The 7,812-nt window shown below is 61.6% G+C and carries 11 protein-coding genes; 7 read left to right on the top strand and 4 right to left on the bottom strand.

The annotated features are described in order from the left end of the window. A partial coding sequence (locus tag AC3WJD_RS21230; RefSeq protein ID WP_492748751.1) for a hypothetical protein occupies positions 1-193 on the bottom strand: 193 nt, incomplete at its 3' end. Positions 194-457: 264 nt separating this feature from the next. Between AC3WJD_RS21230 and AC3WJD_RS21225 the strand changes: the two genes are divergently transcribed. The 6 genes from AC3WJD_RS21225 to AC3WJD_RS21200 all read left to right on the top strand — a co-directional run bounded on the left by AC3WJD_RS21225 (position 458) and on the right by AC3WJD_RS21200 (position 4,554). Then, positions 458-850 (top strand): nuclear transport factor 2 family protein, encoded by a 393-nt coding sequence (locus AC3WJD_RS21225; protein ID WP_492748750.1) that lies wholly within the window; start codon positions 458-460, stop codon positions 848-850. A gap of 215 nt (positions 851-1,065) precedes the next feature. Beyond that, positions 1,066-1,494 carry a tautomerase family protein gene (locus tag AC3WJD_RS21220; protein WP_492748749.1) on the top strand — a complete coding sequence of 143 codons (429 nt, stop codon included), beginning with the start codon at positions 1,066-1,068 and terminating at the stop codon, positions 1,492-1,494. Between the two features lie 24 nt (positions 1,495-1,518). Beyond that, on the top strand, positions 1,519-2,310 hold the full coding sequence (locus AC3WJD_RS21215) for an SDR family NAD(P)-dependent oxidoreductase (protein WP_492748748.1): 792 nt from the start codon (positions 1,519-1,521) through the stop codon (positions 2,308-2,310). Between the two features lie 34 nt (positions 2,311-2,344). Next, entirely contained in the window at positions 2,345-2,941 is a 597-nt protein-coding gene (locus AC3WJD_RS21210; protein ID WP_492748747.1) for a TetR/AcrR family transcriptional regulator, read from the top strand. Positions 2,942-3,194: 253 nt separating this feature from the next. Continuing rightward, a complete protein-coding gene (locus AC3WJD_RS21205; RefSeq protein ID WP_492748746.1) occupies positions 3,195-4,310 on the top strand; it encodes an alpha/beta hydrolase in 1,116 nt (371 codons plus the stop codon). A gap of 85 nt (positions 4,311-4,395) precedes the next feature. Then, positions 4,396-4,554 (top strand): hypothetical protein, encoded by a 159-nt coding sequence (locus tag AC3WJD_RS21200; protein WP_492748745.1) that lies wholly within the window; start codon positions 4,396-4,398, stop codon positions 4,552-4,554. 387 nt (positions 4,555-4,941) lie between these two features. Here AC3WJD_RS21200 and AC3WJD_RS21195 read toward each other — a convergent pair whose 3' ends face one another. After that, positions 4,942-5,472 (bottom strand): dihydrofolate reductase family protein, encoded by a 531-nt coding sequence (locus tag AC3WJD_RS21195; RefSeq protein ID WP_492748744.1) that lies wholly within the window; start codon positions 5,470-5,472, stop codon positions 4,942-4,944. A gap of 268 nt (positions 5,473-5,740) precedes the next feature. On the opposite strand from AC3WJD_RS21195, the gene AC3WJD_RS21190 reads away from it, so the two are divergent. After that, a complete protein-coding gene (locus tag AC3WJD_RS21190) occupies positions 5,741-6,145 on the top strand; it encodes a hypothetical protein (RefSeq protein ID WP_492748743.1) in 405 nt (134 codons plus the stop codon). A 340-nt stretch (positions 6,146-6,485) separates the two neighbouring features. Here the strand turns inward: AC3WJD_RS21190 and AC3WJD_RS21185 are convergent, their stop codons facing one another. Continuing rightward, positions 6,486-6,986 (bottom strand): 3-keto-disaccharide hydrolase, encoded by a 501-nt coding sequence (locus AC3WJD_RS21185; RefSeq protein WP_492748742.1) that lies wholly within the window; start codon positions 6,984-6,986, stop codon positions 6,486-6,488. Positions 6,987-7,073: 87 nt separating this feature from the next. Beyond that, positions 7,074-7,496, bottom strand: coding sequence for a DoxX family protein (locus AC3WJD_RS21180; RefSeq protein WP_492748752.1), 423 nt, complete (start codon positions 7,494-7,496; stop codon positions 7,074-7,076). Between the last annotated feature and the right edge of the window lie 316 nt (positions 7,497-7,812).

Genomic DNA, 7,812 nt, shown 5'->3' with positions numbered 1-7,812 from the left:
TCCTTTCCTTTTCGAACACCGGCATCATATCCGATGCCGGGGAAAAGGGGCGGGCCATCCCATAATGGCCGGTTTCAGCCGGTGGATCAGGCGAGCTGAAGGTCCGGGATGTCGGCGCGAGCAGCGTGAAGGTTGACGATACATCAAGGGCAGCTTTCACCGAGGTCTTGCGAGAAGCCGTCTGTCGGGACACGCCGACAAGTAAGCCGTTCGGTCCAATTCGGATGCTACCCGATCACGGCCGATCTCAAGTTGAACAATGGCTTCAAGGCTGGAGCCGGCTCGGCCGATTGCCAAATCGACCTTGACGAGTCGGATCGTCGCTGAGCGGAGTGGCTGGCGCCATCCGAGCCACTCCGCCGCTCAATTCCGCAAGCGGTCAGTACTCCCAGTTGGCCGGGACCCAACGAAAGACGTCGCCGTCGGCCGCCGCCCGGCCGACAGACGGGAACGACAGGTGCGTGGCCAGCAACAGCTCGCCGGTCGCCGCCAGCTCCCGCAAAAGACGGACCCGGACGCGAACCGCCTCCTCGGGGTCGTGGTCGAACGCGTTGTACCAGTCGGGGCGCTCGAAATGGTTCCCGCGGGCCGCGACGGGCTTTTCGGCCTCGTCGCCGCCGGGCCCCCCGACCTGCGCTATGAATGCCAACTTGCGGTGGCGGAAGGCGATTATGTCATGCTGCAGGGCCGCTTTACCGGCCTCGGCCTTCCGGCGAACTGGGTCGTGGTTGATATCCTGCGTCTCGAGGACGGCGTGATGGTCGAGCATTGGGACGTCATCCAGGATGAGGCCACTCGCGAAAGCTCGCTGGGCGGCCATCCCATGTTCGGCGATCACTTTCCGGGTTGATGCGCGAGCTGGTGACACCGAACAGCCGCCAAAAGCCCCGATGCAGGGGAGCGGTCCTTTCCTCGCCAGCCATGTCGGCCTCCTGTCGGGCTGTCGCGGCGCAGCATATGCGGGTGCATCCGCTGTCGAGAATTTTATAATATTGCACTTGTAATATTACGAGTGTAATACGTGATTCGACGCGGCGCGAAGCCGCTCGACAGAGGAGACCGCTGATGCCGCTTTGGACCGTCTACCACCCGGTCAGTGCATGGAGTGACGCCGACAAGGCGACCCTTGCCGAGAAGATCACCGACATCTACGCGCCGTACATGCCGCGCTTCTATGTCGGCATCGTCTTCCAGCCGATCGCGGCCGAGAGCCTCTATGTCGGCGGGGTCAAGACCGACCGATACGTCCGCTTCGTGCTTGAGCATATCGCGCGCTCCTTTTCCGATCTCGCCCAGAGCCGCCGCTTCATCGACAGCGTCAACGAGGTGATCGCGCCCTTCGTGCGGGACCGCGGCTATGACTGGGAAATCCATGTCGACGAGACCCCCTTCGACTATTGGTCGATCAACGGCATCTATCCGCCACGCCAAGGCACCGAGGACGAGAAGCGGTGGCGCGCCGATAACCGCCCGCTTCCCCGCACCCACGACTGAACCTGGCCCGCAAGGAAAGCTGACATGACAAACACGACATTGAAGGGAATGGCCGTCATCACCGGCGCGTCCTCGGGTATCGGGCTCGCCTATGCCGACCGGCTCGCGGCCCGCGGCCACGACCTTCTGCTGGTCGCGCGCCGCGCCGACCGCCTGAGCGAGGCGGCAGCCGATCTCGCAAAGCGTCACGGTGTCGCGGTCGAGACGATGGCCGCGGATCTTGAGAAGGACGACGATGTCGCGCGTCTCGAGCGGTATATCCTCGACCATCCGATCGCGATGCTCATCAATAATGCGGGCGCCGGGGGCCTCGGCCCGACGGCGGCAGCCGGCGCCGACAAGCAGGAAAAGCTGATCAGGCTCAACATCTCCGCGCTCACGCGCCTGTCGCTCGCGGCGCTCGAGGCGTTCCGCAAGAGCGGGTCGGGATCGCTGGTCAACATCTCCTCGGTCATCGCTTTTGCGCCGTCGGCCGGGGGCGCGGCCTATAGCGGTTCGAAGGCCTATGTGCTCAACTTCACCAGATCGCTGCAGCTCGAATATGCAAAGACGGACATTCGCATCCAGGCCGTGCTCCCGGGGCCGATACGGACCGAATTCTTCACGTCGCAGGGCCTCAGTAACGATGTGTTCCCCGCCAGCGCCTTCATCTCGGCCGAACAGCTTGTCGACGCGGGGCTCGCGGGGCTCGATGCCGGCGAGACAATAACCATTCCCACGCTCGGCACGCAGCAGATATGGGACGACATGGAGGCGCAGCGACAGCGCTTTCTTGGAGATGTGATGAGCGGCAGCGTCGCTGACCGCTACGTATAGCAAGGCGCGCACGCGCCGATTGGAGACGGCCGGGGTGGCAAAATACAAGGTCGGGCATAAGGAGGCGTCGCGCGACGAGATCGTCCGCAAGGCCGCGGAGCGCTTCCGCAAGGAAGGGCTCATGGCCGTCGGCGTGCGGCCGATCATGGCCGATGCGGGCCTGACGCATGGCGCCTTCTATGCCCATTTTTCGTCGCGCTCGGACCTCGTCGCCGCGGCGGTCGATTATGCGCTCGGCGGGACGCGCGCGCTGCTCGAGGCCGCGGCAGAAAAGGCGAGTCCGGATCGTCGGCTCGAGGCGATCATCCATGAGTATCTGCGGCCCGAGCATCGCGAATGGCCCGATCTCGGCTGCGCCGCGGCAGCCCTGGCACCCGAAATTGCGCGCGAAGATGAGGCGGTGCGCGTGCATTTTGTCCGCGGGCTCGAGCCGATCGTGGCACTTGTCGCGAACAACCTCCCGTTCGGCGGCACCGCCGGCGAGCGCCGGGCGCGCGCGCACGCGATCTTCGCCCTGATGCTCGGCAGCCTCCAGATGATGCGCGTCGCGACCGACGAATCCGAAATCGAAATGCACATGTCGGCGGGGCGAGAGGCAGCGATCGCAGTCGCGCTGCGCCCCTGGCCGTAACGGGGAGGATGCGATCATGCTGCCGTCGGCCTGGACATCAGGGAGTACGAACCAGCTCTCGTGCATTGATTTGAAGAACGGCTGTTCGGCGAAGAGTAAGCCATGAACGATCCCCCGCAGGCGTGAACAGATTCCCGATTTCACGAACAGGGATTGCCAAGGCGGCCGGAACGCGATTTGTCGTTCGCCTTGGGCGGGAGGGCGCGCCATGGCGGCTGGATTCTGGTCGAGCAGGGAACGATGCCGGCCAAGCGTGGCGAGCTGCGCTTGCCTGGGCCTCTTATGCCTGATCTCGGTACTGTTCGCGGGTCCGACGCTCGCAGCGCCCAAGGGCGGCCGACTTGTTGCCGCGCGCATCCAGTCCAACAGTTTTTCCAGCAGCCAGATCGGTATCTCGCCCGAGCGCAAGCTGACGATCTATCTGCCTGCCGGCTATGTGGACGCACGCAAGCGGTTTCCGGTAATCTACTTCCTCTCGCCATTCTTCGAGAATGAGACGGCGCCTTTCGCGAACCACGACGCCAAGGCTCTGATCGACCAGGCGATCGTTGAAGGCGTCATCGGCGATGTCATCGTCGTGACGGCCGATTTTACGACGCCGGTCGGCGGCTCATGGTTCGTCAATTCGCCCGCGACCGGAAATTGGGAGGATTTCATGGTGCGCGAGCTGGTGCCTTATGTCGACGCCAATTACCGAACGCTCGCGCGCAGCGAATCCCGTGGGGTGGCCGGTGATCGGATGGGCGGCTATGGCGCGATCCGCTTCGGCATGCGGCACCCCGAGATCTTTGGTTCGGTCTATGCGCTGCATCCCATCGGTGTAGGGCCGGGCGTGCAGCCCATGGTCTCGCGACCTGATTGGGCGCTTCTCGCGCGGGCGCGCTCGATCGACGAACTCCGGGCGGATGGCTTCTCTCAAATTTTCGCCTCGATCTTCCAGGCGCATTTGCCCGCGCCTCACCGGCCGCCGCTCTTCTTTGATCCCCCGGCGCGCAGGACGGGCGACCGGCTGGAGGTCGATGGCGCGCTGATGCAGCGGCTCCAGGAGAGTTTCTTTCTCGACAGGCAGGTCGGACGCTATGCTGGCAATCTGAAGCGGCTGAGAGGCTTCAAGTTCGACTGGGCGCGGGGCGACACGACGGTCGATCACATCGTCTCGCTTCAGGCCTTCACGCATACGCTCGACGAATATGGCGTGCCCTATGAAGCCGAAGAGTATCGCGGTGGCTGGGGCGAACGGCACTGGGGCAAGGAGGGCAGGGTCTATACCGACATGCTGCCCTTTTTCCGTTTGTATTTGGCGTTCGATACTTGGACGAAAGGTATGGCCGGGCAGCAGCTTAGTGATCACCGCACCGATCGTCCTTGAAATTTTCACCTTCTATTACGCCATTTCCTGAAGGGCTGATGTCTGGAAGCTACCGAGAGCAGTCGTTCAAAAATCTGGAGGCGGCTTGAACAGGACCATCCTTCTGATCGGCGCCACGGGCGTGATCGGCCGCCATGTTCTGGATCAGCTGATTGCTGATGACCGGGTAACTGAAATTGTCGCGCCAACCCGGAGACCACTTGCTCTTCATTCGAAGCTCGCCAATCCGCTCGTTGATTTTTGAACATCTCCCGGACGATGCGGCATGGTGGCGCGCTGACGGGATCATCTGCACTCTTGGAACGACGCGATCGACAGCGGGATCCGCCAACGCCTTCTGGCGCGTCGACCACGACTATCCGCTCGAGGCAGCAAGGATCGCGCGAAAGTATGGCGCAAAGGCGTTTCGATAGAGGCTGCGACTTTTGAAATGGGCGTCGGGGATCGCCAAACGAATCGCGTCGTCCAATGCTCGGGTGAATTTGTGAGGATATGGCCGTGTGGCGCTGGGGAGCCGGATCAGAGAACGCGGCCCTAACGGCTTTCGACTCAAAAGCGGGCCGTTCCCATCGCTTCGGGTCCATCCCAAAACAGGATGTCCGCGGCGATTTCCATCCGGCGAGTCGCGAGATTAAGCGGGAACGTACGTCAACCTGATCACATCCTCGCCAATCCGATCGCTAGTCACAAGGCGGAGCGGCGGCCGCGGTCCGGCGAAGTATGGCTTGCCGTGGCCAAGCACGACAGGGTGCAGGTAGATTTGATACTCATCTATCAGGCCAAGTTCGGTGAGGCTTCGCGCCAAGTCTGGTCCGGCAACCTCGATCTCCCCGACGCGCTCGGCTTTCAGCTTACGAACCACCGCCTCGAGATCGTCCTCAACAAGCGCGGCGTTGGGGCCGACCGACTTCAACGAGCGCGATACGACCCATTTCGGCTGGCTCCGCCACGCCGCCGCGAAGGCGCGTTCCTCTGCATCCCACTCGGGATGATCGTCGTCCCAATAACGCATGACCTCGTACATTTGGCGACCGTACACACTGCCTGCCAGCCCCTGCGCCTGTTCGATGAAGTGGCGGAAGAGCGTGGGACTTGGCGCAAACTCCATATGGTCGACGTAGCCGTCTAAGGACTGGTTCATTGCGAACACGAGCTTAGCCATGCCCACTTCCTTTCCGCACGTAACGCGCCCGCGCGACTCTGATTGTGTTGTGCAATCGGTTGCGAGTTAGCTCGACTGATTTTATATCGCAATCGGTTTTTGAAGCGCGCATGAACGCCCAACGCTCGGGCTGCCCGGTCAATCTGACTCTCGAGACGCCGCCCGACGGGGAAAGTCCGAGCCCGGCCGCTCAAGGACGCTGTGGTACAGCATACCCGGTGTGTCGAAGGCCATAACCAACCTGCTCCTCGCCATTTAAGGCGAAGCGATGCGCCCGGACGAGCCATTGTTCGTCGAGCGGATGGCGCACAATCGCGCCCGCAAAAGCGTCCTTGAACGGGATGTCCAGCATCTGGAGCGTCAACTCGCTATGTCGAAAAAAGCAATTACCGGGGAGATGATCGTAGATTTCGCGCAGCAGCTCAATGACGTGTACTCTCCGCGAAGGCGATCCGCTTTCCGATCGGCCTATGTCCGGTTGTTCATGGATCGCGTGGAGCTAACATCCGATGAGATACGCATCTTCGGCCGCAAATCGGCGATCGAGAAAAGCCTCACACACCCGGAGGACCCCGCCGGGGCGGCGGTGCCCATCTTTGACCGGAAATGGTGCCCCTGGCCGGCCTCGAATTGTTTAGCCAAGATCATGAATTGTAATCATAACTGCCAATAAATCAAGCCCATACCAACAACACATACCAACAGATTTGTTTCAATTACTGGTTCGATTCCGAAATACGGCATCGAAATTCTGCCAATACCAGCAACATAAGTACAGAGACTGTGCCGCCGATGTAGAAAACAGGTTATGACGATCAATCGAGCTACGCTATTATGGGCCGCACAATTTTGGTCGTCCAATGGCGCTAGCGAGCTCCCCCCTGGCGATCGTTTGTTCGGCACGATGCCGCCAATGGATGGCCGGGTTTGAGCGGCGTTTTAGCTCCACCGAATAGCCGAAAAGTCGTGGAAAGCGGTCATCTTCCGGCTTCAGAGCTCCGGCGAGAAACGCATCACAGCGCCGATATCCCGACGCTCCGGAACTTCACAACGCCGGCGCTATATTGCAGGGCGATAGGACCGTCGGCGTGCGCAGTGTCCCGGGCGGAATCGACCGTCTTTCGACCGTTCAATGCGACGGAAAAGACGTCGCCGCGCGCGCGGATTTCCATCACGTTCCACCGACCGCCCGCTTTGGGCATCGGGAAGACCTTGGCCACATTGAAAATGGCCCCGGTGCCGTAGTCAGGATCGGGCCGGGTGTCGAAGATGTTGACCTCGTAGGCGGTCGCGGCAGTGATCCGGTCGCGATCTGAGCAGCGGATGACGATGCCCGAGTTGGCGTCGTGGCTGACCCACAACTCGGCGCGTAAGTCGAAATCGCGGTAGCTTGCCGCCGACACCAGAAAGCTGAACCCGCCCTTGTCCGCGCAGATCATGCCGTCCTTCACCATCCAGTTGGCGTCGCCGACCGCGGTCCAGCCGTCGAGATTGTTGCCGTTGAACAGGGGCATGAACCGGCCTTTGGCGGACGTTGGCATCGCAAGCGACGCGACGGCGAAGCCCAGGACGAAGGTGCGCCGAGAGGCACGACGACGGGCTCAGTTCTGAACAGCGGAAAGGCGGCGACGCCGCAACCATGCCAGCGCGCGACGCGGATCCGGTGACCGGACCGCTGCGAAGGGGCCATCCCCCGCAACCGCCTGAATACCAAGAAGCGCCAGCCAAACGAGCGGTAGTTCGGCTCCAGCCTTCGTGAAAAAGAAGCCATTGCGCATCATCCAGAAGTGGGCCGCGCCCAGCATCATCGGCATGGCATAGCAGGCGACATATCTGGTCAGAACGCCCGGGATCAGGAGCAGGGCGCCGGCAAGTTCTGCCGAAAGGACATACGCAGGCACGAAGGCCGGATATCCAGCCTTAAGCAGATTTTCCCACCAAGCCTCCAGCACTCCGGGGAAAATCACGAACTTCCAATAGAGATGCGCAATAAAGAGCGACGCCAGAAGCAGTCGGAGGAGCAGAGCCGCTCTTTCAGTCGCCGACGCGCCCCCCCCGCTCGTGCATTCCGCATCTTCTGCCCCCCGGTGGCACCAACGCGCAGCCGCTAAATAGCACTGCTCGATGAATCCGCAATTGAGTCGAGCTGCCCTTCCCTTCTACCTACAAGTTCCAGGCAGTAACCGCTCGCAATTCCAGTCATTCGAAGTGCCCTGGCCAGTGCACGCACGATAGCTTCGGTTCAGTTTTTATCCAGGGCAAGCAGACAGCTAGCACTACTTTGGCAGAAATGTGATTGGTTCTGGCGAGAGACTGCCGCCGCAGTGAGGGCAACAGGTC

The organism is Sphingobium sp. FW306-1B-F04DB (genome assembly GCF_058781925.1).
Note: the sequence above shows the minus strand (reverse complement) of the source record. Positions and strands in the feature narration are given on the sequence as shown.

Excerpts from the sequence above, each read along its gene's own strand:
- AC3WJD_RS21220 (WP_492748749.1), top strand. The coding sequence starts at position 1,066 with ATGCCGCTTTGGACCGTCTACCACCCGGTCAGTGCATGGAGTGACGCC.
- AC3WJD_RS21190 (WP_492748743.1), top strand. The coding sequence starts at position 5,741 with ATGCGCCCGGACGAGCCATTGTTCGTCGAGCGGATGGCGCACAATCGC.
- AC3WJD_RS21195 (WP_492748744.1), bottom strand. The coding sequence starts at position 5,472 with ATGGCTAAGCTCGTGTTCGCAATGAACCAGTCCTTAGACGGCTACGTC.
- AC3WJD_RS21215 (WP_492748748.1), top strand. The coding sequence starts at position 1,519 with ATGACAAACACGACATTGAAGGGAATGGCCGTCATCACCGGCGCGTCC.
- AC3WJD_RS21185 (WP_492748742.1), bottom strand. The coding sequence starts at position 6,986 with ATGCCCCTGTTCAACGGCAACAATCTCGACGGCTGGACCGCGGTCGGC.